This is a genomic window from Bradyrhizobium genosp. P (assembly GCF_049949265.1).
In the GTDB taxonomy this organism is placed as follows: Bacteria; Pseudomonadota; Alphaproteobacteria; order Rhizobiales; family Xanthobacteraceae; genus Bradyrhizobium.
The window spans coordinates 7,722,727-7,747,168 of sequence record NZ_CP188195.1; the positions used below are offsets into that span (position 1 = coordinate 7,722,727).

Here is a 24,442-nt window from a genome sequence, read left to right on the forward strand (position 1 = left end):
GGCCGAATGCCCAAGAGAGAGAGGGAGAAGACGATGTCTGGACGAGTGATGGAGCAGGAGCAGAGGTCCGCAGCGGCGGGCGCCAAGACCTTTCCGGGATCGGATAGCCGAGCCTATAATTATTTCGAGCCGAAGGGGCGTCGGGCGACGCATTACGAGGACGTCACCGTTGACGTCCAGCCGGACCCCGAACGCTACCTGCTCCAGAACTGGATCATTTCCTTCGGGGACGGCACGCCGACATACTCGAAGGAGTGGACCGCGCTGAAGAGCAGCGACTGGCACCTCTATCGCGCGCCCGACCAGGAATGGGAACGGACGCACTATCAACGCCAGTCGACCATCTGCGGCATGATCAAGAACGTAATCGACAACGCGCGGCGCGCCGGCGCACCGAGGCGCTTCGACAAGGCGTGGGTGAAAATACTGCAAGATCATCTGGGTGCCTTCAAGCATGCCGAATATGGCATGGGCACCGCGCTGATGCGCGCGCAGCGCTACGGCTATACCCAAATGGTCAACAACGCGATCCTGACCAACTCGTCCTACAAGCTGCGGCTGGCGCAGGATCTAACACTCTATATCGGCGAGATCGCGCTCGACATCGAAGGCTTCGACGTCGACGCCGGCAAGCGCAATTGGCTGGAGAACTCGATCTGGCAGAAGGCTCGCGAAGTCGTGGAATCTGCACGCGGCGCCGAGGATTTCCTGGAACAGTATTTCATCGTCAACGTGCTATTCGAGCCACTGGTCGGCGAGTTGTTCCGCTCTGGTTTCGTCATGCAGGTCGCGGCGGCACAGAACGACTATTCGTCGCCCGCCGTCATCTCAGCGGCGGAAGCGGATTACGAGCGCAACCTTGCCAATACGGTCGAGCTGTTTGCGACCCTCGTGCGCGATCCCGCGCATGGTGAGGACAATCGGCTCCTGCTGAAGGACTGGTTCGACAAATATTCGCCGATCGCGACCCAGGCGGCGCTCGATCTGCAACCCATCTGGTCACAGCCGCGGGTGAAATCCGCGCAGTTCGCCGAATCTTATGCGTCGGCGATCAACCGCCTGCAGGCGATCGTGTCGGAGATCGGCGTCTTCTCGACGCAAATTCCGATGCCGGAGCTGCAGGTCGCCGAGCCCGTCGAATAGTCGCGCCACGAAAGGAACCCACAACATGGCCGTTACCACCGGGCAGCAGCTCTTCACGCCGCTCAAGGACATCACCCAGGAACGCACCATCTCGCATCAATGCGGGGTGACGATGAACGACAGCGTCGAGGCACGCTGCATCGCCGAGATCATGGAACAGCGTCCCGGAATCAAGGTTACCTACCTGCCGGCGATGATCCGCGTTGACGGCGAGGGTAAGATCGTCTTCGACATGGCCGAGATCAGCGAGGCGCTCGGCCGCGAGATGACACCGCACATCTTCGAGATTTCCACCTCCACCCATTACGGCCGGATGGTGATGATCGACGAGAACACCGTGATCCTCTTCGGGGACATGGACGAGGCGCTCCAATACGAATGACACGATCGCGCGCCGGTGGCCGCTCCACCGGCGCGTGCAGATCCCCCTAGCCAGACCGGAATGACAAGGCTCGGCCCAACGGATGGCGGCGCACACAGGAGACGATGGATGGCCAAGATCATGCTTTTCGATGCTGAAGCTAGGGCGGCGCTTGCGCGCGGCGTGGACCAGCTTGCCCGCGCTGTAGTCGGTACGCTCGGCCCCAAGGGAACCAACGTCATCATGGATCGCCCGATCGGGACGCCGTTGGTGTCGCGCGATGGTGTCAGCATCGCGGCCGAGATCGAGTTACCCTGCCGGTTCGAGAATCTGGGCGCGCAGGTTGTTCGCGAGGTGTCCGCCCAGACCAATGAGACCGCCGGTGACGGCACCACGACCGCGACAGCGCTCGCCAATGCGCTGGTGCAGGATGGCGTGAAACTGGTCGAGCACGAGCACAAGGCGGTCGACGTTGTCGCCGGCATGGACCACGCCCGCGATCTGGTCATCAGAGCACTGCGAGAGGGCTCTCGGCCGCTGCGTCAGGGCGAATTGCGCATGGTTGCAAGCGTCGCGGCCACCGAGACGTCACTGGGAGAGCTTATAGCGGAAGCGCTCGAGCGGGTCGGCATCGAAGGCGTCGTCCATGTCGAATATGCGTTGCCGGGCTCACCGACGCGGCTGGAGGTCGACGAAGGGCTCGTGCTCGATCGCGGATTCGTATCGCACCATATGGCGACCGACAGTTCAAGCCTGGCCGCCGAACTCGACAATCCGGCGATCCTGCTGACCGACCACAAAGTGCCATCGGCCGAGCCGATCCTGCGTATCCTCGACCAGCTCAAGGAAAGCGGGCGTCAGCTGCTGCTGGTAGCGGACGAGATCGCGCCTGAGGTCATCGCGGCGGTGATGCAGGCTCGGCTTCAGGGACGTGGCACCGTCGTCGCGATCAATCCGCCGGAATTCGGCCATTGGCGCAAGGCGATGATGGAGGATCTCGCGATCATGACGGGTGGCCGGGTGATCGCGCGCGACCTGGGTGCCCGGATCGAGGAGGTGACGATCGCCGATCTGGGCAATGCGACGCGCGCGAGGGTATCCGCATCCGCGACCGTGATCGTGGGCGGCAATGGCGACAAGGTGGCCATCGACGGGCGGCGGCAACTGGTCCAGAAGCTGTGGGACGAGGCACCGCAGAATATCGAGCGCGACAAGCTGGCCGATCGCCTTGCAAAGCTTACCCGCGGGACCGCACTCCTGCTCGCAGGCGGCGCCACGCCGGTCGAGCAAAAACGCACGGCGCAACTCCTCGAAGATGGCCTTAACGCAGCCCGGGCTGCCCGTGGCGAAGGTGTGGTGGCCGGTGGCGGTACTGCCCTCGCGCAGGTCGCAGCGCGGCTCGATCCGTTGGTGGATCAGGAGGTTGATGGCGCACGAGCCGGTGCGATGCTGGTCCGCGACGCGATCAAGCGTCCATTGGCGATCATCGCCGGCAATGCCGGACAGGATGGCGCTATGATCGTGACACGGGTCGTCGCCGAGCAGCCCGGCACGGGCTTCGATGCCAGGAGCGGCAGATTTACCGACATGTTCGAAGCCGGCGTCATTGATCCCGTCAAGGTTACCTGCGCCGCTCTCGAGAATGCGGTGTCGGTGGCCAAGCTGATCCTGACGACCCATTCGCTCGTCGTCGACCTTCCCGAAGGCGTCGATCCTACCGCCGGCCCCGCGCGCGGCGGCGGTGCCGAAGTTTACGGCCGGAGCTGATCGGCGCGGACCGACGATCGCCATCGCGTTCGTTCCGCTCCAAGCGTGCTTTCCGAGAGCGGCACGGAAAGCACCCCATTGTGTTGGCTGCTATGGGGCCGGGACAGGATATGACGTCTGCCCGGACCCTTTGCCAGAATCTCTTGAAGCATGTGGAGGCCCTGTCGGAGCAAATAGCAGAACTGGAAAAAGGACTACGCAGGCGCGCCAGACGGGACGAGGTCGCTTCACGTTTAATGACCGTTCCGGGGGCGGAGCAATCTGCGCCACAGCGATAGAGGCCTTGGTGCCCTCAGCGGAGACCTTTTCCAAGGGTCGCGATCTTGCGGCCTGGATCGGTCTCACGCCCAAACAGAATTCCTCCGGAGGCAAAGACAGGCTTGGCAAGATCTCCGGGATGGGCCAGCGAAATCTCCGACGCCTCCTTATTCTTGGCGCGACCGCCGTGGTGCGATGGGCAAGACGATATGGATCGCCCGTCGGATCATGGCTGGCGAGAATGCTTTCGAAGAAGCCCCCAAAGCTGATTGCGGTCGCTTTGGCGAACAAATTAGCGCGCATCGCGTGGGCCTTAATGGTCCGCGGTGGCGTGTACCAAGCTCCGGCGTCTGGCCCAGCGTAACGCAAAGTCGCAAAGCCACAAGCCGCGAGACGTCGGGAATGTGGTAAGGTCTAAGAGAGGATTATGGGCAATCGGTCAGAGACTGGGATTGGAAGAATCAACAGGTGGATGAGTGCCAACGAGCACGCTTAGCCGAATTGGATCCAATCCACGTATTCCATAAGGGCCCGCGACGTGTCGAAGTCGCGTCACGAGGCCGGACACACGTCAGCACCCGACCACATGCTCTATATCGAAGCACCTGATCCTTCGCCTCGGCGAGTTGCTCGAGATTGTTGACGAGATCGACCAGAAGAAACTCCTTCGTCAGTTTCCTCGGAAAGTGCGGCTTCACACGGAAGGCAAACGTGCGGCTGCCCGGTCGAAAGTCGCCATGGCGCTTGTGATTGTAGACGACGGTCTTGTCATAGAGCTGCGTCGTTCCCAGTCCCAGGCTGTTGTACGCGTTGGGTGAGGCCAGCAGAAATCGGTCATCCTTCAGGAACGCGCCAACGACATCCTTGTCAGAGGCGGGTGCGGGGCCGAACGCTCTTTCTTTCGAACAGGCGTAGAGGCCGCCTGACAGCTTCTTCAGAGCTCCCTGCTCGACCAGTTGCTTGATGTGCCGATCGACGGATGGGCGGCGGCGATCAAGGTGAGAACGCGCTCTCATTCTGTTTGTCGCTCCACAGTGCATCGCTGTAGATCAGCGTGAGCGGACCAACAGCGGGGTTCTCCTGTTGAAGACGACTCCCAGACCTTGCAGCTCATATCGACGGTTTGCGGGATGCATCGCCGTGCAGATCGGCAGTCTCGAGTTGCGAGAGATAGCGGACGATGCTCTCGCTGGCGTTTCGCATTTCTTATTCTCGTGACACCCGCAGACGCAGGAATGATCACGTGACCAAACAAAGCTACGACGACACTTGGCAAAATCCTGAGAACTACCCAAAAAAAGGGGCCATGGCGCGATGCCGAAGCCGAAGCCGAGGCTGCTGCTGCGCGCGCATATGTCTCGCGTTACTGCCTCGGAACGCCTCGATGAGAACAATTCGCCTATCGCCGTGGTCTGAAGCCGTGCAGATTGAGCAAATTGACGAAGTCCTTTGCTCCCGACGGGTTCGCCTTGACCGCTTGTATGGCCGACTCCATATCCTGCGACGGCCATACCTCAATAGGCATTCGCCAGTCTTGCGTGAACCATATGGACATTTCGATCTAAACGTGAAAGTCTGTCCCAATCCCATTTCGAAGTCGATTTGTGTTCTTCTTTCTGCCGCCTCGATGGGGTAGCGACATGATTGAAGCTGTTGCCGACACGTCGTTTTCCGAACACGTCCGACTCTGGCTGTCAGTGGTGCTCGGCCCAGCCGTTACTGCCATAGGGTTTGCGTTCATATACAAGCAGCTACAGATCTCCGCGCGGCAAGCGAAGGTCGCCTCAGATAACTATTTTCTTTCGGTAGAAACAGCCACGCGGGCGACAGTGCAAGCTGCTGAGCAACAAAATTGGAAAAAGGCAGAATTTCTAGCTAATCAAGTCAAGGACTTCTTCAGCGACGAGAGTGTCGAGCGGACGGTATACATGCTCGACTGGCACATCAGAAAGCTCGTCATCGCGGATGATGACGACGAGATAGTGCTTACGCTGCATGATGACAGAGTTCTCGCAGAAGTGGCAAATCGGCGTAACCTGCGCGATGAATTCCTGAATACCGGCCGATCGGTCGTCGTCGCGCGAGCTCTTCGAACGCACGATGACAAAGAGTTTTCAGAGCACGAAGCTGTAGTACGAGATAATTTTGATTGGCTTTTTTTTAGGCTCGGACAGTTTCAACATATGATCCAATCTGGACTATTCACGTACCAAGAAGTCGATATTCACATGAGTTACGTGCTAGATCTTGTTTCTGGTGGACTGGATTATGTATCCCCAGCAGTGACGGCTGCCATCGCTCGCTATGTACGCGAATACGACTTTCCGGCAACCGAGGCGCTCATGGACTCTCGGATCGACTGGCGCGAAGGGAAGAAAACAAAGCCATAGGAGCTCCAATCGCAAGTAGCCCCGCTAGGCTGTGCCCTTGAAGCTCAAACAGTTGCTTGCTGTGGGCCGCTACGCCCTCGGTCGCGATTTTCATCTGTGCAGGCAGAGCTGGGGGGCATTTCCGGGGAAGTGAATAAAGGTCCTGGCCCCGAGCTGATCCGGACGCCGAAGTGCTTGAGGTGCGCGTCGGTGGACCGCATCAAGCCACTCGGGACGTGGCGCGTGCTTGCGACGCGCCGCTAAGAAATTGAAGCCTGGGACGCACGAAGCGATCTTCATCACCAAGAGGTAACCGTTCATTAGCTCAAGGAAACGTCAGCGTTTGAAAAGGATCCGCGCCGTTCGCACTGATCTGCCGCCAATCGAAGGAATACTGTTCTTGCGGCAACCAATCGTCCGGTAGTTTGATTTCGAAATAGCCACCGATCGCCATCTCGTATCCGGGGACTGGGCTACTGTTACCAGTGTAGCCTTCTGGACCAAACTCTATGGTAACAAACTGCGACGCGAGGATTGCGACGAGGCCGCACATCGCGTCGAGCATATTGTTAAAATTGCTCTGATCAAAGTTTTCGTGGCGCGAGTGTTTTGCGCTGTTATAGGCTTGGCACCAAGCCAGACTACCGCCGATCTTCCATGCGGCGAAGGGAGTACGAGGATTACTGCTCCCTTCCAGATCGGTAACCGTACCTGAACCGACGACAAGTGATGAGTCGGATCGAGCTTGCGATAGTCCTTCATACTCCAACTGCCGGAACCCGGGTAGTTGTTTTCTGCCAAGATTGCTTTGCAGTTCGCTTCGACTTCTATGCAAGCACGCGTATGCAGCTCGTGGATGCGATACGAGTAACAATCATTGTTCTTGTCCGTCGGTTCCACGTAATTAAACAGTTCGAGCACATCCTTTTGCAACAATTGAAAGGCTCGAATATAGTGCACTGGCTCAGTCGCATACAGCGGATGCCTAACGTAGTGTCCGTACCCGTAATATTTTCCATTGGCGTCCGGTGTGCCCCAAAGTGATGGACCACCGATCTTACATCGTAGCTTTTTTGCCCCGCGTGGGAGAGACCTCCCCGGCTGATTTCGCGATGGCGCGGCGTTAGACATAAATCTTCGTCGATGCCGCTTCGCTCCGATACCGGTCGCCGTTGCGCAAACAGCAAGTATCGCGACGGGCCATCAGTGTAAGTGATTAGCCGCGCGATCAATCGTTCCGAAAGGCTCGAGGCTCCAGTTGCTCCCCATTGAAAATATGAAGCATCCCGCGTCAAAGATCGAGAATTTCATTCCGCTGCCGCGTGCCCCGGCCACAACCGGACGCTCACGAAACCATAAATGCATTTGGGTTCAGAGCAAAAAAGAAGACGGTTAGCCCTTTCGCCTCGAAGTACTGCAGAAACGACCCGATCGTGAAGTTTTGACGAAAGACCCCAGGCACCGACTGGTTCGAAAAGACGGGTGTGGCATCGACGGTACCGTTGCCGGCCGCACCGACGATGCCAACGTGCCCATGCTGAGCTCCCTTTGTTGGAGCTATGATAATAGCGCCGGGTTTCGCGTCATCCTTCGAACCCAGCTTGACATGCTGTGTTTGCAGAGCTCGGAACAAATCATCCGTACTGAGTCCATTTTGCTCCGCGGTTCCCGAAATCGGTTTGCCGAGCGCGAGCCTTGCGACTTCGTTTACGGCCCATGCACATGCCAAAATGCCGTTGTCCGTACCGGGAACGTTGCTTGTCACATGGCCTACGAACGCTTGAGCGGTCAAAAACATCCTTTGGCCGATGTCGTCGTCAGCCTTAGGAGCCGGTCCCGCTGGAGCCGTAACCTTGCTTGGCTGCTTTTGTTGTTGGGCTTTGCTCAACTCCGCGGCAACGGCAGCCGGCACGCTAGCACCCGGCTCGATCGGCAGGATCACGGTGTCGCTGTAGAGCAACTCGGGCTGCGCATCGCCAAGTTGGCGCATCAGCGTCTGACCGCCTTCATTCGGACCGGTCAGGTTCAGGAGCCAATACACATTTTTGCCGCTGATGGTCAAAACGACCAGCGTGCGCGTCATGTCCGTCGGAAACGTATTGGCGTCAATCGTCTTCAAGTCGACGGTGAAGGTCGGTGGATCCGGCGACTTGCCGATGTCAACATTGTCCGGGATGGGAACAGAGACGGTGCAGCTAGCGTCAGTGTTTAAGCCGAGCGCATGCGCCAGGCCAGGTGAGAGATCAGCGATGCGTCCGGTGTCGATATTTGGACCCCAATCGACCGGGGTCGCCATAATCGATTTTCCGTTCGCGGAAACGGTAACTGATTTTCCCCGCAAGAAATCAGGCGGCGTAACCGCATAATTCCATCGGTACGCCATATAGTTGAACGCCGGATTGAGGCGTCTTGCCAACCCTGTCGTGCCCGGCGGCTGTGCAGTCAAGAGAAGCCCCGCAGGTGCGTTCAGAGCCTGAGCGTCGTCATACAACGCCAATCCCTCATCAGGACTGACGCCCATATCCTGTGGGCCACCAAACGTCGACATCTTGCCGCTCTGGGTTATGCTCCCCAGAGAATCGACATCGCCGTCGATGAACGTTGCCTCAACCGTGAACGTTCCCTTGTTGTCATTGATTGCGGTAATCGTGTTCGCCTGGACCGAAGCAAACTCCTTGATTATTTGCTTCAGATTGGCTTCCGGCACTTCGTCTAGTGCTTCAATCTCGACCGGCATTTATCGATTCTCCCAGCCAATTGGCACCTATAGTTTCCCTGCATCCTTCAGTGCTTTGACCAACTGCTGCCGCTGGGTCGTATACTCCGACCCGTGGACAACAAGCGGAAGTTTCCTGATGGCCAAACCCAGCTTTGCCAAATAGGGCGCGAGCGATTGCACGCGGTCGTTGTCCCAAGTCCCGGTATTGTTGGGATCGAGATAAGTCTCGAGCACGGTGGAATTAGTATCCGTGAAAAAAGCGGCCCTGGTGACTTTCGGCTGAGCCGTATTGTCGACCACCAGGCTCTTCTTTGGCGGCACCGTCGCTCCGCTATGCACGAGGGTGGTCGTCGTGTTGATGTTTGCTTCAATTGTCGTAGGCATGCAGAGACGCAAGTAGTTGCGCAACAAATAGATCGCCGTTGCCTGGTTCGTCACCTGCCAATTTTTAATCTTCTCCCGGTACGCCCCTTGCGTACCGTAAACGACTTCCTGGATGGTCGACTGATTGACCGCAATAAGCAGCCGGCTGTTCCAGTTCGCATAGGTTGCGCTCGCCAGGCCGAACGCCGCTGTCACTATGTTGAGGGCCTCGGGGTTAGATCCCGTAACGGTCATGATCGAGTGAACTGCCGTATTGATCGCGGAGATCTCGGCTATAACCGGCTCCTTATCACGACGTTGAGCATCGATCCAGGTCAGAAAGCCATCACAGCGCAGATCGATGTCGTTCATGCCGGCTTGCACGAACACCGCCCAGTCGCTGCCGCAACTCGAGCCCGCCTGCTGACAGACGAAGTTGATATAATCGTTGAGAAGAACTGCCTGCTTGGCCCGCTCAGGTGTGTAGAGGTCGACCCCTGCCCCTTCGTTCAAATAGGTGCGTTCCGTAACCGGATCGCAACCGGACAGGAACACTGCCGCGCCAACGCTGACCACAACTTTTACGAACGCGCTCATTGTCGCCCTTGCGCGCACTCAACCAGAGCTGTTGAGGCTCAATTGATCAAAATAAAATTAAATTTTTGCGTTAAGACAAGTTAACAGCAGCCCCCTCGCCTTGCCACCTTTGATTGAGCAGAGCGAGTCACTTTTCGACCGCTGTTGCAGAACGGTGACAACTACCGCTTTGGTTGTTGCGCTCAACGTGCATGCGGATCGCGACCAATATTGCTGTTCAGCGAGCTAAAAGATCCAAGCAGGCCGGAGAACCCCGACGACCCAGCCTCACTCGGCGCGACGAGACCATGGAAGAGCGGCAGCCGACGAGGTGCAAGGTCGGAGTGCTAGGTGTTCTGGTTAGACGAGCGGCCACAACGACCATTGGACTGAACGCAATCCGATTTGGGGCGTTTGGAAATTCTTGGAAATTGCGGCGCCACCAGCGTATGAGACGTAGCTCAGCCTACGGGCCCGACGATTGGGGCGGTGACGTCCCTGCTCAGTCGACAAGAGAAAGCCGCCTCCTCGCGCGCCAATAGCATACCCGCGGGTACGCGAGCGAGCTCGACGATCCGCGTGCCGAAGGTCTCATCAGGTCTGCCACCTCAACTCCAAGAGGTCCCTTCTCTACCGAAAGTTGCCAATCGGCAACATGTCGTTCTTTTTCACGAGTTGCTAATTTACTCATCTTGCACTTTTACGTGTAGCGGCTCTGACTAAGAGCATTTGTGTGGGGCACGCGCAATATCGGGGGGTGAGCCATGGCGAAGAATGCAAAGCGGAAGGCGGGCGCAAAGAAGACCACGGCGGCGGCGAAAGCCTATGCCAAGAAAGCACCGGCATACGTTGCCGTCGCAAAAAAGAAAAAGACGAAAAAGGCCGCAAAGAAGGCCACCAACGCCGATAGATCGCTCGGTTGCTGCACCATCATCTATGACGATCACTCGGAACAGGTACCGAATGTGACCCAGCAGCAATGCACCCGTCTTGGCATCGCCCGCGGCGGAACAGGTCTATGGAATCCCGGATCGTGCGCCTGAGCTGACACACTTCTCTTTTCTATTGCGTCGTAGTCGTTTTAAACTAAACGATTGAGCCATGCCATGCGGCAGTCGAAGGCGTTTGCCTGTATTTCGTCGTTCGCGTTTGCTTCAATTTTGGGCGGCTGTGCCGTCCCGCTTTACGATGTGCCCTACACCAATGTCGGCCATCCCACGGTCAAAACGATCGTCGAGCGCATCGAGTGCGAACTCAAGGATCTGGTGCGTTCCGACATTGCTGATCGCAGCGCACCGTCAAAGATCTACGGCGGATTTCTGTTGAACCAGGACTTCGACGTGCTGATCTCGATGTCGATCGACGTCACCAACTCTGGCGGCCTGACGCCAACGCTGTCATACATGAATCCACCGACATCGTTCACGTTCAGTGGCAGCGGAACGCTGAGCGAGTCCCGCGACCACACCTTCACAGAAAACCTGCAGTTCTCGGTGCGTCAGATCTATATCGATTGGTATTCCTACCAGCTTCCGGCGAAAGCCGGTCTCGATCCGACATCCCTGGGTCTGACCGCCCACGAATGTCCAGAAGCCAACACCAACCTGGCCGGCACGCTCGGGATTGTCGACTTCGTCGCCATGGCGGCCCGATCCGACGGGCTCGATTTGCAGAAGTCTTCCGACGACGGCGTGTTCGGTGGGACAATCCAGTTCATCGTGACGAAGAGCCTCAGCGCGGTCGGCCCCACCTGGGCGCTGGTCAATTTTAACGGGCCTGGAGGTCTCGGCGGATTGTCCCAGGTCAATACCGACAAGATTACGCTTGCTTTCGCCCGAGGCACAAACCTCGGCAAGCCCATGCTGCTGCCGACACTGGCTCAGCTGAGAAAGGGCATTTTCGCAACGGCCGCGAAGCGACCGACGAACGCCAGAGCCTATATGTTCCTGCAGCAGCAACTGACCAGTGGGATCACCACGCAGCTCGGCATCCTGCAGAATAACCTGCTGACAAGGCCAGGGAGGTAGGAGAAGCGAATTCGCACAAGCCCGCGGTCGCGCAAGGTCCATCGTTGGGCCTACCCGAATAAGCTCCTGGAGTCTGCTGCTCCGACCATTTGCAGAAAAAAATCGATCTTCCTACGTAATCGACTCTAGGTAGAGAGAACATTCCGTGCTATCTGGGCAATGAAATTGCATTGCTGATGTGATGAATTTGCGTTGCTCTGGCGAGAATTGGGACGATTGGCCGGGCACGACTTGATGTCTCATGGAAATTCTGGCGCGCCCCCCGCTCCGGGAGCGCGGCGCTCTTGGCATTTTACGCTTGGTGCCGTTGTCGGCCACCGTTGGGCTGTCCGCGGGCTCCGTTGGTCAATCACGAAAAGGCCGTCGTTATGGCAAAACGAGCGCAACTTGGGACGCCCTCCTCTGGTCAGCCCACGAAGCCCATGGTCGTGGTCCGAGCCTTGCTGAATGAAGAGCTTTTCGAGGCTGAGGTCCGCAAGCCCGCGCGGCTGATACGCGTCGCACAGGAATGGAACTATATTTTGCGGGTCCGCGCACGCTGGGCGCGCGACGCCGATCTTCGTAACCAACTTGGCCAACGCGCCGTCAAGGACCTTGGCTCGCTTGGCATTTCTGAGGTCGAGCTTCAGCGCCTCGCCTCGGCCGACAGCATCGAAGTCGAACTCGCCAACCTCGACGGAAGCGGCTTTGAGGACGGGGATATCTACGAGGCAGCGTCGGAAGCGCCGTGGGAGTATCTGATCAGCGCCGCGACGCGCGCCCAAGGCCGATTTCGCTCGCTCCTGATCACGCGGCTTTTGCGTAACGGATTGGGCGCGGTAACGCCTCACCCGCCCAAGAGCGTCCTGTTCGTGGAAAGCGCACCAGGCCGTTTGAAGGATGAATATTCCTTTGAGGAGGAGGAAGAGCGGATCTCGGCCGCCGTCGGTGTCGGCAACACGCGGACAGCGCTGCCGCCCGCCTGGAAGACGGTCAAGACGCCCTCTGTCAGCCAGCTGACAAGTGAGATTCGCAGTGCGGAGGTGCGCAATGCCCCGTGGGAGGCCGTGCACGTCACCGGCGTCGACAACCACCAGGCCGGATGGTTCATCAAAGGCTTCTATGAGGACCTCGAAGCTAAGAGTCCCGAGACACTCAAGGCGGTGATCGATGCGCATGGGCGCCTGACCGATGGAATGATTCTTTGGGAGGGCACCCGGAGCGAGCTGCCGGTCTCGTTTCATCAGCTCGGGCAAGCGCTGGTGGGAGATAAGCCAGCCCGGATCGTCACCCTGAACCTGTACTACTCGGGCGCCCGGATTGGACGCGAGCTAGTCAGGAGAGGTGCTCACGTCGCCCTCGGTTTCCTCGACGAGATCGACGACGAGGTCGCCGAGAATTTCTTTCAGGAGTTCTATTGGTCCTGGTGCCGTCCCGAGGACGCTATTCTTTCCATTCCCAAGGCCTTTCTCAGTGCCTGGAGAAAGGTCAGCGGAAAGAACCTGCATGGCACGTCGATTGTCATCTGGATGGGACGAAGTGTCTTTGAGACCGATGCCCCATCGGCAAAGCCGCCGCGTCAACGTGCGGCTTCGAAACGGAGAGCGGCCCGATGACCGTGATCAAGAAAGGCAAGGACGGGCTGCAAAGCGCATCACCCGCGGGCAAGCTGATCCAGGTTGATCTTCAGGTCGATGACACGATCAATTATTCGCTGTTGCACAACAATCGCGCGTTGCTGAACAAATTCACCCTGACACGGCTGACGCCCGAGCCCGTGTCCGATGTGACGGTTCAGGTCGAGCTGTTCGTTGGCACCGAGCACTATCCGTATCGGCAGACCATCCCTGTTCTTTCGGAACTGCAGCTTCATCTGTCGTCCATGGTGACCATTCCCCTCACCTCGGTGCTGACGCGCTCGCTGCACGAGCGCGTTCACTCCACGGTCTATGTGAAGGTCGCCTGCGAAGGCCAAACAGCATACGAAGAAACCCGGCGCGTCACGCTCATACCGGTCGATGAATGGCTTGATGACACCGACAACAATCCATGGCTGCCCTCCTTCGTGTTGCCGCGCGATCCCGCGATCCTCAAGATCGTCCACTCGGCAAGGCGCTATTTGATTGGCATCACGGACGATCCCGCCGCAGGCTTCGACGGCTACCAGGAAGAAGCTGCAGCCGTCGACAAGCAGGTCCAGGCGCTCTGGACGGCCATCGTCAACGAATACCGGCTGCAATATATCAATCCACCCCCCGCCTATTCCGAACAGACGCAACGCCTGCGCACGCCAACGGAAGTCTTGAAGTCGAACAGCGGCACGTGCATCGATCTCGCGCTTCTGCTTGCGGCCTGCTTCGAATATGTTGGCATCTATCCGGTCGTCGTTCTCCTCTCCGGGCATGCCTTCGTCGGCTATTGGCGGTCCGACGCATCCCACGACGAACTTGTGGTCGTTGGCAAGACGCCTCCCACGGTGCCAAAAGTCGGCGATAGCATCGGGCGCACGGCGGGGCTACCTTACATCGACAAATACGGCTGGCGCCTCACCCGGCTGAACTATGCGGAGATCTTGGCCTATGTGACGTCGGGCGATCTCGTCATGGTCGAGGCGACGTTCCTGACGGGTGCGAACAGCTATCAATCCGCGGTCGACGAAGGGCGCGCCAATCTGCGCAGCCTCAAGGAATTTGACAGTCTGCTCGACATCCAGCTCGCGCGCACCGCTGTTCCGCCGGTCACGCCGCTTCCGATCATCAGCGATTAGGCCGGAACCGTCATGCCGCAGGAATTTTCCGAAGATCCCACGCGCTTTCAGTCGCAGATCAGCGCATCTGAGGCGTGCGACGACCTCTTCGCGGATCTGTATGTTTCCTACGACGCCGAGAGCGAATCGATTGCGGGCCTGCGGCGCCGGCGGCGCCGCGCCGCGAATACACCCGATGACCCGATCAAGACGGTCTCGCTGGTCGAAGAGAACGGGGTGCTGTACTGGCGGGACGGAATCCCGGCGCCCGGCCTGCCGTCCCGCCGGCGCCGCGCGTCTCGCGGTGAACTCGCCGGTCCGCCCGGAACGATCATCATCACCAAGGAATTCCCGGTGCTGGCCCCCAACAAGGTGGTGACGGCGGTTGCTGCTATTGACCGGCGTCTCAACCAATCATTGGACGTTTCGTTGCGCTCGCGGCTGCGGCTGTTGCGTCAAACCAGCGACCCGATCGCGACTTTCGTGCTGGATCCTGGTGAAATCAAGGGGCCGTTCGGCGGCAGCACGCTGTTGTTCGTGCACGGGACCTTTTCCAATGCCACGAACATGCTCAACGAATTTCTCGCAACGACGCCCGGCGAGCAATTCATCAACGGCGCAGTGAGTGGGGACCACAAGTACGACCAGGTCCTGTTCTTCGAGCATCCGACCCTCGCCGTGAGCCCGGTCATCAATGCGCTCGAGCTCGGACGCTGTTTTGCCGGCTCGTCCGGCCAGATTGACGTCGTCGCGCATAGCCGGGGCGGCTTGATTGTGCGCTGGTGGCTGGAGGCGTTTGGCAGCTCGCTTGCGCCCAACCCGCAAAGGCCGGTTCGCGTGGTCTTCGCCGGCTCTCCGCTGCACGGAACGTCGCTCGCTGCCCCGGACAAGCTGCAAAGCGCGCTGAGCCTAGTCTCCAACATCGGATCCTTTGCAGAGGCGACCCTCAAGATCGCCGGGGCCGCCAACCCGTTCCTCTGGGTTGGCGGCAAGCTGGTCGAGGTGATCGTCTCGGTCACCGGGGCGCTTGCCAAGACACCGATCGTCGATGCTCTCGTCGCGCTGGTGCCGGGGTTGTCCGGTCAGTCGGCTGTTTCCAACAACTACGAGCTCAATCGTCTGCGCCTTGGCCCGTGCGCCGTGGAGCCGGACTATTATGCAGTTCGGTCCAATTTTGAAACGCCGAATCCGGGTTGGCAATTCTGGAAAAACTTTCGCGTGGCGCGGCTTGGTGATCTGGCGGCGGATGCGATCTTTGAGAGCGAAAACGATCTAGTGGTGGATACCGCATCGATGACCGATCTCGGTGATCCCGACTTCGCCCTGAAGATGTCGGCCGACATTTGTGACTTCGGCACGTCGGACACCGTTTGGCACTGCAATTATTTCCGCCAGCAGAAGACGGTTGACTATATCGCGGCCAAGTTCAGCTGAGACGGGGTACTGCCAACGGTCGCGCATGCTGCGAGTAGATGCGGCGCAGCTGTCTGCGCAGCGGAGCCAAGGCGTGAAAGCCGCGACCAAGCTTCGCGGACGGTCCGATCAGGTAGGCCTGCAGCTCGTCGGGAATGACATGCTTGGCATAGCCGGCCTCGGCGATCTTGTGCTCAAGCCTGGCTGTATTGTGGCGCGCGATCGCCTCGCGCACGCGATCGCGGTAGGTGTGATCGACGAAATAGAGCGCGTGAGCCAATTCGTGCTGCAGGGTGGTCTCGCCACGGCCGTAGATGCCGATGACGTAGAACGCCTTCCGTAGCTTGGCGAACAGCGCGAGCAAGCGCTTTTCCTTTTCGCTCAACGGATCGAACTTGCCATCATAGAATGGACGCAGCGCCGTCGACGGCACATTGAAGCCTGTCCAATCCTGGTAATATGTAAAGTTTCCGTGCCGCTTGGCATACCAGTCCATGTACTGCTCGAGACCGAAAACGCGCCCATGAAACTGGGGCGATTCGTAGTGCTCTTGAATGCGTAAGAACGTCGCCGTCAGCTCATATTGCGTCTCGAACTGCAGCAGATAGATATTGCCGGCAATTTTGTGCTTCCGAATCCGCATCCGACGAGCTCCTCAAGGTCCGGATCAGCGGACTATGGCACGGGGGTTGCGAATGGGCGATATCGATCAGGTTGCGGCATCGCCGAACCAAACGCGGCCGTTTCACCCGTCCGACTGCCCGCCGTTGCGGATTGAGCCCGATCTCGGGCCGGCGAGCCTGCCGGCGCTGAGCCTCGCGCAGCCCAGCGACAAATACCGATTGCCGCACCAGAACGCGGTTTGTAACTAATCGGGCGCAGGCGAATATTGCGGACGCTACTTCTTTGTTGATATTTTTACGCGCTTCGTCATCTGAATTTTCCGAGCGAGCCGAGCGAGGTCTCCCAAGCGATACTCAATTCTGATTGCCGCGGGCTGTGTTTTTCTGGCCGGAGCACCGGCACATGCCTGGAACAGCTTTGGCCACATGGAGACCGCAGCCGTTGCCTGGACAAAGCTAACGCCGGCCGCCAAGACGGAGGCAACCCGGCTTCTCAAGCTCAACCCACAATACAAGACCTGGACCCGGGGTGTATCAGCCAGCCCAGCGCGATCAGGTGGCATTCGTGAAGGCGGCGACCTGGCCGGATGAAATCAAATTGCTGAAGGGTTACTCGAACGATGCACCGCCCCAAAGACACCGGCGGCGTCGCAGAATATCGGCTACAAGGATCACTTTCGCCACAAATACTGGCATTTCATCGACGAACCATTCTCGACGGACGGGACGCCTTTGAAGCAACCGGTGGCGCCAAACGCACAGACGCAGGTCCCGCTGTTTCGTCAGACTTTGGCCGACACCGGTGCGTCCGATTCGGTCCGGTCGTACGATCTTGCCTGGTTGCTTCATCTGGTCGGTGATCTGCATCAGCAGCTGCACGCAACGTCGCGCTTCAACAGCGCCGAGCCCAACGGGGATGCGGGCGGCAATGACGTCAAGATCAGCTGTGCGCTTTCCTGCGACAGCGCCAAGGAGCTGCACGCCTTCTGGGACGACCTGCTAAGCCGGAACAATGCGCCCGTGCAGGACGCCATCGATGCCGCAGGCGCACTACCACCGGCCGACGCTCAGCAGGCATCGCAAGCGGACGAAAAGGATTGGATCCAGCAAAGCTTTGCGCTCGCAAAGAGCCAGGTCTATCTGGATCCGCCTGTCGGGAACGGCGACGACCCCTTCGCGCTGACGGGATCGTATCAGACCGGGTCGCTGGCGATCGCAACGAAGCAGATTGCGCTCGCGGGCGCCCGCTTGGCCAATCTGCTGAACGACGCCCTGAAGTAACCAGTTCCTGGCGATGCACAAGCGGCCGCGCGGATGGCACCGCGCGGCCGGAGCGCAAGGCCAACTGTCAGGCGGCTTCGGGCTCAGATGCCGGTCGTGCGGCCATCGGGTTGCGCAGCGGTGCGGGCAGCCAACCCTTGCCCGCACGGCGCTCGGCGGCGGCGGCGGCAAGCGTCTTGAGACCGGCGAGGTTTTCGGCGGCCTCCTTGGAAACCCCCTCGCGCACGGCGTCGAGAATGCGGTCCTTGGAGACGCGGCTGCAGCATGCCGTGGGCTGCGATGCTGGCGGCGAGCGCTGCGACATCCTCGGCGGAATGCGGGGTCTTGCGGGCGTTGCGCGGGGATTTCTTCCAGCGGTTGAGCGGGATGAACTCAAGCTTCCCGCCATCGATCGGCCCGCGCGCCGATCGAGCTCGCTGCAAAACGCAGGTGACCGATGGGCTGCGATGCTGGAGGGGCGCGCCGGAGAAATTCGCGGGCAAGCACTGAAGCTATCCATGATGGTGGACCTGTCCGGATCTTTCGCATTTCAATGCACGCCGAGCGCTATCGCGAGGCGTTGACGCGAGGGCGAGTTGCTGCGGCGGCCGCAACGCCGGTGCGAGCGCATTCAGCATCCTCGTGTCACCGGGACCGTTGTAGCATCGCGATCACTCTGGGCGGCCACTCCCGGCAAGTTGGCTGGCAACGCGCTGTTGCGGCCGAGGCGCTGCAGACTCTGCTGTACGCCTGAGCAGCCTGCAACGTGCCCGGCACTTCGATTTCAAGATGTTTCGCCCAAGGCGATAGTTTTCGCCTGTGGGTTGCATGGCCCACACAACTGTGATCTCCTTTGATGCAGGGGATCGGGGATTTCGGACCGCGGTTATTCTCGCGGCCGGCGCTCTCCAGGCATTTTTGATACGGATTATTCGCTTCGACTTGATCGCAAGCGTAGGGCGGAGCATTGCGCCATGACGAAACAGCCTGGCAAGAAGCGGGCAAAGGCACCCAAGCGCAATACGCGAAAAGCTGGCGCCAAGAAAAAGAGCGGGGCGGCCAAGCGACGAGCTCCGCCAAAAGCTGTCGCAAAAAAACGGTCTCACAAAAGAGCCGTGCAAGCAATCGACAGGATTGCGAGTTCGACGAGTTACGCGGATCTCTTTGCCGATCATCTGATCCGTTCAGCGCCGACCTATGCCAGCCTGCAAGAGCGGCTGACGACATTTCTGCTGGCAGACTTCAGCGCCGTTGTTAACAATCCGCAATTGAACGCGGCGGTCCCCAGCGAGTTTACGACCAATCCAAATAATTTGGATGTTAGCTGCCAACGCCTTCGATCGAACTTTCAGAACGATCCGTCATGGGGCGTCGACGCGGCAAGATTCACATTGGACGGCGGTCGTCTGCTGGATGCGATCAAGGCGTACGACGCGCAGCACGCAGCAGATCACAGGACAGCAACCTTCGGCTGGTTGCTCTCGCTGATCTATCACTATGTGCTTGCAGCCAGAAGGAGAAACGCGGCATGAAGCGCGCGGCTTTCTATCTGGCGGCATCGGCGGCGAGCGTCCTACTGTCTGCCGAACTTGCCTATGCGGACGACGGCGGTGACTGCGGAAGGTCCTATACGACGCCATTTCACATCCTGCTGCGCAGCGATTTCAACGACCTCGGTCCGCTCAGCTGCACGCACAGCCAGGTAGCCGCACAGGGGGCGACGTTCTCTTACGGAAACAATCTTCTCACCGGTCAGAATTCGGCGGCCGCCGACGGTCTGGTGGCGCTCGAGTACAGTTATGTCGACAGGGCGGCGACGTTGTTCAAGGCCGCCGCGATTGGCGTCTATACGCAGGGCGACGACACCTATCAATTCCAGCCCACGAGCACGCAAGCGTACAACGGCTACACACTGACGCCCGGCGGCTTTGCCGAGGTCGTGCTGGTCAATCCAGTTTTCGGTTACGGCTCGGATGATTTTCGCATACGCGACGGTGAGGCCATCGCAAGCACGGGGACAAGATCGAATAGCTTCGTCGGCGAATGGATCCCAAGCTACCGGCTCGGGAATCAGCTTCAACTCGCATTGCCCACGCAGTTGGGCAGTGCACCGATCATGTACACGTTTACGCCCGAACTGATGGTGCAACACGACCAGTTCGACAGCGGACCGAAGACGGCTTCGCTGTTTGCCTCCCGCAACCAGGCCTTGCGGATTGGTCCCCAGTTCCAACTGATCTTGACGCCTGACAGCCACGTCAGCGATTTTCTGACGGGCGTCGGTCAACCGGGCAATCTCGCGCCGGGTGACCTGGCCAGCATGCTGCAGCGATTGTCGCTGACCCTGACCAATCACGAGTCGTGGGACCAATATACCGGCAGGGAGTTCAGCTGGTCGTCGATCGCGCTCGGCTATACGTTCGCTCCCTGGCTGCAGTTTCCCAACGCACCGAGCTTCGGTTTGAGCGCAAGCTTTGGCGTCGGCAACTCCGAGGCGACCGGCAATTACATGAAACAGTTCAAGATCGGTCTCGCCGCAAAGCTGTAGGCAGCGGACGCCCCGATCGTTCAGACAACAAGGGCCTTGCTGTGTCTTAGGATGAAGTGAACGCCACATCCGGATGTCAGCCAGACCGACGGATACAGCGACACCGTACCGTCTTCTTCAATTCGGAATCTCCATGTCGGGGGCGTTGCTTGAGACAGGCTGATTTGCCCGATCTCGCCGCAATGGTCGGGACAGTTCATCATCAGCCATTTGGGACCGGTGGTTCCCTTGACGATGACGATCGCGTTTTCATCTGCGAGCCACGGCGCGGCCTCGGCCTGGGACTCGACCCAACGCACCGATCCATACGGAACGGTGTCGCGATATGAGACGGCGTGCATTGGCGCAGGTTGCTCCTCGGGCACAGGCGCAAGCGGCACCAGCCAGCGCCACAGGGCTGTGAGCCATGCGATGAAAGCTCTCAGGATCCACATAGAGCAGCCTCAGCACTGAGGATCAGCCCGGCCGGAAGCCAGTAGGCCTCCGAATTTCTCTTCCCCCACCAGAGGAGATGGGCAGCGACCACGATTTGATATTCGATCTCGCTGACAATTCCGCCCATCTGAAGTCTGACCTGGCAGACCGCATCGGCACGTCGATTGTCGGACCGCGGCATGGCCTTTGGGGTCAGCAGCGGTGCGGTATAGAGCGCCTGCAGAGTTAGGGTCCAGTCCGGGGCCGGCATCCGGATCGAAGGCGATCGCACATTCCAGCTCGGCGGGATCTCGCGACGCCGGCGCGATCCCACTGCGCAGAAAGTCGATCAGCACGACTTCGCCCGACTGCCTGACAAAGATGTTTTTCAGATGCAGATCGCCGTGCGAGCACACATCATGTACCGCCATGAAGGGCATCCCGCGCAGCTTGTCGAGCAGGTCTTCAGGCTTTGGAAAACGCTCGGGGCGCTCAAGACCGACGTAAGCCGCCAAATAGAGGAGTGGATTGTCCTTGATGAGGCCGGTTGGCCCCAAAACATATTCGCGAGCCTGTAACTCTTCACGGCGGGCCGGGAGCGCCAGACGCGGAGCGCATCATCGAAGATCGAGAGCACCACCCGGTTGAGATTATGAAAGTGCGCGTAGTCAGACAGCAGGATCGCGCGGTCGACAAAGTGCGACACCAGCGCCGATCGTGCCGCTCCGGGCGTATAACGCTGAGGGATCATGGGAGGCATAAACGGGAACGGAATCGTGTCCGTGCACAGCGCGATGTTGGCGCGTTCGGACATTACTTTGGCGAAGGTATCGACCTTCACCAGAAAAGGAACCGGGTTTATCGCAGGCACGAGTCTCACTGACCCAGACTTGACGGTGCGGTCGCAATGCATGCTTGTACGATGGTACCAGATTCCGCCGGCAAGGCGAGCGTCGGCGGCGCTCCGCTCACCCAAGCTATTCTAGCCACACGGCAATTGGGGCATCGAGCGGTGACGAGCAGCTTGTCGCCGCTCCCTCCGCAAGGTTCTTGACGTCGCCGATCGAGATTCGATGCCGTCGATTCCAATGAGCTCGCGCGGAGCTCACCGCGAGGCCTTCAGCCAAGCCGACAACAGCCCAGGCTTCCTTGTTTGAGTGATGGCAAAGCTGTCGATCGAGATATTCCTGAACCGCGCCTGAAAGCCACCAGCTCATTGACACATCATCGATCGGCGCAACCTTATCCGACTCCGGTGGCGGTGGGTCTCGCAGATGGCATCCCGAGCGCGCCCCGGACGGCGTCGGCGGGGTTTGGTTGAACACCTGGAAACGGACATATTTGATGTGATCGGCCGCGCGCGCGGCCTCGACCGCCTGGGCGGCATGGCCGCCGCGCGTCCCGACCAGCGCTGCGACGGGATTCGTCAGGCTCTCGAACCATTGCGAGGTTCGAGGGCTCGGCATCTTGGGCGCCTTCGAGGCAGGCATGCCACCGGGGGATACATTGTCGTCGGCACGCTGCACCGGATCGTTGGTGATGTGGATGATAACGGGCTCAATTCCTGGTCGAAGCTCCCTGATCGCGCGCGCGACCTCGAGCGCGGTGGTGACGCCGTCGTTCTCGAAGTATCCGCCGTCCACGGCCCGTTCCGACGCCTTTCGAGGATCAGCGGTCGGGACCGCGCCATAGGGAGAAACGATGGGGAAGCGGGCACTGAGGGTTGCTGCGGTCGATAGTGGAACATCGTGGTCCGGGAACTCTTCGAACAGGTCGTACGCTTCGGGGAAGACGCGCCGTTGCCGCTTGCTGGCGTCGGAATAGCTCGGCGCAAGCTCGGAAGCGATCACCCGGCGGCCGGTATCGACCGAGGTTGCGTTCAGCAGGAGCAGCGGCGCCCAGTGAGGCCCTGCGGTGAGATGTCCCAGCGGCGTCGCAAGCCCGCTGCCGTTCGAAAAGTACGGATCCGAGCCAATCATTTGGCCGGCTCGAGAGAAGAAGCTCGTCGGATCCGCCAACAAGGTCGCGTACCGGATTTCAAACGACCGCTCGAGCAAGACCGCTCGGTCCTCGCTGCCAATCCTCTTTGCCAGGCCGAAGCCGCTCCATGGATCACGGAATGCCAACCCAAGAATTGCCGGCGACAGGAAGTCACCTGCCGCGATGCTTTGAAGGCACGCCTTCCACGACGTCTGTTGCACCGGCTGAAGGGAAAATGCGCTGAACAGGCCACGCCCCTCAAAACCATACCAGAGAGCATCGGTGCTCTTGCACGGCGCACGACCGTTGGGTCCAGCGGCCGTCAGCGCGGAGCGCATCATTGCCGCCGCGACCGCGCCACCGGACACGCCGGAGATCGCAAACATCTGCCCACCAAAATCATGAAAGGCGGGGTCTTCCTGGGTCAGGTCAAGAATGTCGCCGAGCACCGTAACGGCAAGGTAGGACGCGCGGCTGGCGCCTCCGGCGAGCGCCACGATGACCGGATGCTGGCCGCAGCCCCTGTTGTTGTCAGGCTGACTGGCGCCGCAGTTGAGCTTCTCCCATTGCTTGAGCGCATCCTCCAACCCGATCTGCCGTTGGCTCGATCCGGCCTCGTCGGCCTTGAAGTACCTGATATCGTGGTACGACGGCGCGAGAATGGAGAGAAGGCCAAACAGAAGCACGAGCAGGAAGAAGATCGGAAAGCGTAGCCTGTGAGAGAACGCGGTAAGGATAGATAGTGGGAATACGGGCAATCCCAGCATGACTGGCACGAACCAGGCGCGGGGCACCAGATAGCCGAACAGAAGCGGCACGATCATGGAGGCCGCAAAGCAAACCAGGACCACGATCACGATCAGAATCGCGATCCAGTCTGCCTTGATCCCGCCGTAGTGCGCCGCGCGCGCCACACGCTGTCGGCGGGACAGCAGAAATTTCAGGAACCAGATCGGGCTTGGCTCTGCGATGACGGCTTTTGGGTCCCCCCAGACCAGCTTCTCAAGGGACGTGCTGTACAGCCGGCGAAAGATCACGATCAACAGAAACAGCAATGCCGTTCCCATGGTCGCGGCCAAAAGACCATGGAAGTATGAGCTCATCCCGTCGCCGCCGGTATCCATCAGAGCCGATGTCTTCGCGGCACCGACAACGCCCCAGGCAATCGCGCCGAAGCAGGCGAGCCCGAGCAGCCTTGGCAACCAAGTTCCGATGAAGGCGAACTGCTGCTGCAGCGGGTGGGCAATGTTCGGTGGCAGCGGAAGGGAATGATTTCCGGCGGCCCAGGCCTGCTGCTCGAGCGCTTTCCTCGCGCCGTAGTGCACGCACAAAGCCCAAGCCAGCGCGAGCACGAAGAACACCAGCCAATAGAGCAGCCCGGCGTTGATCTCAACAAACAGATCGCGCGCCGGCGTAACGCGGGCAAACAGCAGGAGCCCGAGGCTCACACTGATGGCGCTGACGCGGCAAACCCACACGGCGCGCCCGACGCGGGCGAGATAGCTGCGGGGCGCTGGAAAGAGGCAAAGCACAAACCCGATCGCAGCGAACGCCAGGATGACCATAAACATCGATCAGCTCACGTTTAAATATGCGAAGTCCTTCTATGTCCGCCTGATATCGTTCATCCCGGGCAGCTTCAATTTGCAGTTTTCGTCTGAGGCGCGTACGGGCCCCGCCGGCCGCGGCAGCCTCACTCAAACACTTGGTCGGACCGGCCGCCGCGCGTCCCAAACCTTCCCTTAAGGTCGCAAAGCACAACCGAAGCGATAATTTGACTATTTCCTCAATGCGAGGTGAATTGCGTTTCTATAAGTTTCCAAGACCCTCATCTTAACCGAGCGATGCACGGTGATGGCAATACAACCTTGTGGCTAACCCGAACTCTGACTTGAA

The 24,442-nt window shown here is 59.4% G+C and carries 24 protein-coding genes; 14 read left to right on the forward strand and 10 right to left on the reverse strand.

From position 1 onward, the window contains the following. The first annotated feature begins 33 nt into the window (after positions 1–33). From ACP2YO_RS37060 to ACP2YO_RS37075, 4 genes are all read left to right on the forward strand, one after another. Positions 34–1,143, forward strand: a complete 1,110-nt coding sequence (locus ACP2YO_RS37060; RefSeq protein WP_426436011.1) for an aromatic/alkene monooxygenase hydroxylase subunit beta — start codon at positions 34–36, stop codon at positions 1,141–1,143. Positions 1,144–1,168: 25 nt separating this feature from the next. Continuing rightward, the gene (locus ACP2YO_RS37065) at positions 1,169–1,525 is read left to right on the forward strand and encodes an MmoB/DmpM family protein (RefSeq protein ID WP_426409439.1); all 357 of its coding nucleotides are present in this window, start codon (positions 1,169–1,171) and stop codon (positions 1,523–1,525) included. A gap of 108 nt (positions 1,526–1,633) precedes the next feature. Beyond that, positions 1,634–3,271, forward strand: a complete 1,638-nt coding sequence (gene groEL / locus ACP2YO_RS37070; protein ID WP_426436012.1) for a chaperonin GroEL — start codon at positions 1,634–1,636, stop codon at positions 3,269–3,271. Positions 3,272–3,557: 286 nt separating this feature from the next. Continuing rightward, positions 3,558–3,893: a transposase gene (locus ACP2YO_RS37075; RefSeq protein WP_426436013.1), complete on the forward strand. Its 336-nt coding sequence runs from the start codon at positions 3,558–3,560 to the stop codon at positions 3,891–3,893. Between the two features lie 97 nt (positions 3,894–3,990). On the opposite strand, the gene ACP2YO_RS37080 is transcribed toward ACP2YO_RS37075, so the two are convergent. Further along, a complete protein-coding gene (locus ACP2YO_RS37080) occupies positions 3,991–4,545 on the reverse strand; it encodes a hypothetical protein (RefSeq protein ID WP_426436014.1) in 555 nt (184 codons plus the stop codon). Positions 4,546–5,169: 624 nt separating this feature from the next. On the opposite strand from ACP2YO_RS37080, the gene ACP2YO_RS37085 reads away from it, so the two are divergent. Beyond that, on the forward strand, positions 5,170–5,919 hold the full coding sequence (locus tag ACP2YO_RS37085; protein WP_426436015.1) for a hypothetical protein: 750 nt from the start codon (positions 5,170–5,172) through the stop codon (positions 5,917–5,919). 304 nt (positions 5,920–6,223) lie between these two features. Here ACP2YO_RS37085 and ACP2YO_RS37090 read toward each other — a convergent pair whose 3' ends face one another. The 3 genes from ACP2YO_RS37090 to ACP2YO_RS37100 form a co-directional block, all read right to left on the reverse strand. Next, positions 6,224–6,667 carry a hypothetical protein gene (locus tag ACP2YO_RS37090; protein WP_426436016.1) on the reverse strand — a complete coding sequence of 148 codons (444 nt, stop codon included), beginning with the start codon at positions 6,665–6,667 and terminating at the stop codon, positions 6,224–6,226. A gap of 576 nt (positions 6,668–7,243) precedes the next feature. Next, the gene (locus tag ACP2YO_RS37095) at positions 7,244–8,635 is read right to left on the reverse strand and encodes a hypothetical protein (protein WP_426436017.1); all 1,392 of its coding nucleotides are present in this window, start codon (positions 8,633–8,635) and stop codon (positions 7,244–7,246) included. 27 nt (positions 8,636–8,662) lie between these two features. After that, positions 8,663–9,577: a hypothetical protein gene (locus tag ACP2YO_RS37100; protein ID WP_426436018.1), complete on the reverse strand. Its 915-nt coding sequence runs from the start codon at positions 9,575–9,577 to the stop codon at positions 8,663–8,665. A 743-nt stretch (positions 9,578–10,320) separates the two neighbouring features. On the opposite strand from ACP2YO_RS37100, the gene ACP2YO_RS37105 reads away from it, so the two are divergent. From ACP2YO_RS37105 to ACP2YO_RS37125, 5 genes are all read left to right on the forward strand, one after another. Continuing rightward, positions 10,321–10,599: a hypothetical protein gene (locus tag ACP2YO_RS37105; RefSeq protein WP_426436019.1), complete on the forward strand. Its 279-nt coding sequence runs from the start codon at positions 10,321–10,323 to the stop codon at positions 10,597–10,599. Between the two features lie 147 nt (positions 10,600–10,746). Then, positions 10,747–11,583: a hypothetical protein gene (locus ACP2YO_RS37110; RefSeq protein ID WP_426436020.1), complete on the forward strand. Its 837-nt coding sequence runs from the start codon at positions 10,747–10,749 to the stop codon at positions 11,581–11,583. Between the two features lie 422 nt (positions 11,584–12,005). Next, positions 12,006–13,178: a hypothetical protein gene (locus tag ACP2YO_RS37115; RefSeq protein ID WP_426436021.1), complete on the forward strand. Its 1,173-nt coding sequence runs from the start codon at positions 12,006–12,008 to the stop codon at positions 13,176–13,178. Next, positions 13,175–14,329 (forward strand): hypothetical protein, encoded by a 1,155-nt coding sequence (locus tag ACP2YO_RS37120; protein WP_426436022.1) that lies wholly within the window; start codon positions 13,175–13,177, stop codon positions 14,327–14,329. The genes ACP2YO_RS37115 and ACP2YO_RS37120 overlap by 4 nt, the downstream gene beginning before the upstream one ends. 12 nt (positions 14,330–14,341) lie before the next feature. Then, positions 14,342–15,742: an esterase/lipase family protein gene (locus ACP2YO_RS37125; protein WP_426436023.1), complete on the forward strand. Its 1,401-nt coding sequence runs from the start codon at positions 14,342–14,344 to the stop codon at positions 15,740–15,742. Here ACP2YO_RS37125 and ACP2YO_RS37130 read toward each other — a convergent pair. Further along, positions 15,735–16,364, reverse strand: a complete 630-nt coding sequence (locus ACP2YO_RS37130; protein ID WP_426436024.1) for an ABC transporter ATP-binding protein — start codon at positions 16,362–16,364, stop codon at positions 15,735–15,737. The two genes, ACP2YO_RS37125 and ACP2YO_RS37130, sit on opposite strands and share 8 nt — an antisense overlap. Positions 16,365–16,416: 52 nt before the next feature. Here ACP2YO_RS37130 and ACP2YO_RS37135 point away from each other — a divergent pair, with 52 nt between their 5' ends. Beyond that, positions 16,417–16,593: a hypothetical protein gene (locus ACP2YO_RS37135; RefSeq protein ID WP_426436025.1), complete on the forward strand. Its 177-nt coding sequence runs from the start codon at positions 16,417–16,419 to the stop codon at positions 16,591–16,593. 408 nt (positions 16,594–17,001) lie between these two features. Continuing rightward, positions 17,002–17,625: a S1/P1 nuclease gene (locus ACP2YO_RS37140; RefSeq protein ID WP_426443405.1), complete on the forward strand. Its 624-nt coding sequence runs from the start codon at positions 17,002–17,004 to the stop codon at positions 17,623–17,625. A gap of 83 nt (positions 17,626–17,708) precedes the next feature. Here ACP2YO_RS37140 and ACP2YO_RS37145 read toward each other — a convergent pair whose 3' ends face one another. After that, a complete protein-coding gene (locus ACP2YO_RS37145; protein ID WP_426436026.1) occupies positions 17,709–18,107 on the reverse strand; it encodes a ParB N-terminal domain-containing protein in 399 nt (132 codons plus the stop codon). A 471-nt stretch (positions 18,108–18,578) separates the two neighbouring features. On the opposite strand from ACP2YO_RS37145, the gene ACP2YO_RS37150 reads away from it, so the two are divergent. Then, complete coding sequence (locus tag ACP2YO_RS37150) at positions 18,579–19,136, forward strand: hypothetical protein (RefSeq protein ID WP_426436027.1); 558 nt, start codon at positions 18,579–18,581, stop codon at positions 19,134–19,136. After that, positions 19,133–20,152 carry a hypothetical protein gene (locus tag ACP2YO_RS37155; protein ID WP_426436028.1) on the forward strand — a complete coding sequence of 340 codons (1,020 nt, stop codon included), beginning with the start codon at positions 19,133–19,135 and terminating at the stop codon, positions 20,150–20,152. The genes ACP2YO_RS37150 and ACP2YO_RS37155 overlap by 4 nt, the downstream gene beginning before the upstream one ends. Positions 20,153–20,172: 20 nt before the next feature. Here ACP2YO_RS37155 and ACP2YO_RS37160 read toward each other — a convergent pair whose 3' ends face one another. From ACP2YO_RS37160 to ACP2YO_RS37175, 4 genes are all read right to left on the reverse strand, one after another. Then, positions 20,173–20,586, reverse strand: a complete 414-nt coding sequence (locus tag ACP2YO_RS37160; RefSeq protein ID WP_426436029.1) for a DUF6527 family protein — start codon at positions 20,584–20,586, stop codon at positions 20,173–20,175. A 9-nt stretch (positions 20,587–20,595) separates the two neighbouring features. Further along, positions 20,596–21,006, reverse strand: coding sequence for a hypothetical protein (locus ACP2YO_RS37165; protein ID WP_426443406.1), 411 nt, complete (start codon positions 21,004–21,006; stop codon positions 20,596–20,598). After that, positions 20,955–21,407 carry a hypothetical protein gene (locus ACP2YO_RS37170; RefSeq protein ID WP_426443538.1) on the reverse strand — a complete coding sequence of 151 codons (453 nt, stop codon included), beginning with the start codon at positions 21,405–21,407 and terminating at the stop codon, positions 20,955–20,957. The genes ACP2YO_RS37165 and ACP2YO_RS37170 overlap by 52 nt, the downstream gene beginning before the upstream one ends. Before the next feature lie 136 nt (positions 21,408–21,543). After that, positions 21,544–24,117 carry a hypothetical protein gene (locus ACP2YO_RS37175; protein WP_426436030.1) on the reverse strand — a complete coding sequence of 858 codons (2,574 nt, stop codon included), beginning with the start codon at positions 24,115–24,117 and terminating at the stop codon, positions 21,544–21,546. Positions 24,118–24,442: the final 325 nt, after the last annotated feature.